Annotated in this window: 2 protein-coding genes; one reads left to right on the plus strand and one right to left on the minus strand. The window is 61.5% G+C overall.

Annotated elements, in window-relative coordinates; genetic code table 11:
* On the minus strand, nucleotides 1-431 hold a 431-nt coding region (locus tag WS96_RS34735; protein WP_218920977.1), incomplete at its 3' end, for a hypothetical protein.
* On the opposite strand from WS96_RS34735, the gene WS96_RS34740 reads away from it, so the two are divergent.
* Nucleotides 403-631: hypothetical protein (locus tag WS96_RS34740; RefSeq protein ID WP_218920978.1), on the plus strand; the 229-nt coding region annotated here is incomplete at its 3' end. The two genes, WS96_RS34735 and WS96_RS34740, sit on opposite strands and share 29 nt — an antisense overlap.

The following is a 631-nucleotide window of genomic DNA, read 5'->3' on the forward strand; positions in this document are numbered from 1 at the left end:
AGTTCATTGTCGACGGGCCTGAGCGCCACGAACAACGCCGTCGGCGCGCTGTCGACCCAGGAGTCGACCGACGTCGGATCGTTGTCGACCAGCCTGAACACGACCAACGGTAATGTCAGCTCGCTGTCGACAGGGCTGAACGCCACGAACAACGCCGTCGGTGCGCTGGCGACGCAGGAATCGACCGATGTCGGATCGCTGTCGACCAGCCTGAACACGACCAACGGTAATGTCAGCTCGTTGTCGACGGGCCTGAACGCCACGAACAACGCCGTCGGTGCGCTGTCGACGCAGGAATCGACCGACGTTGGATCGTTGTCGACCAGCGTGAACACCACCAACAGTAACGTGGCGAGTCTGTCGACCTCAACGGCAGCCGGTATCAGCACGGCGCAAAGCGGCGTGAGCTCGCTGTCGACGGGCTTGAACACGACCAACAGTACCCTCGGTGCACTGTCGACCCAGGAGTCGACCGACGTCGGATCGTTGTCGACCAGCCTGAACACGACCAACGGTAACGTCAGCTCGTTGTCGACAGGCCTAAACGCCACGAACAACGCCGTCGGTGCACTGTCGACTCAGGAATCGACCGACGTCGGATCGTTGTCGACCAGCCTGAATACGACCAACG

Origin of the sequence: Burkholderia sp. MSMB1835, from assembly GCF_001526365.1 — a bacterium.
Lineage (GTDB): Bacteria > Pseudomonadota > Gammaproteobacteria > Burkholderiales > Burkholderiaceae > Burkholderia.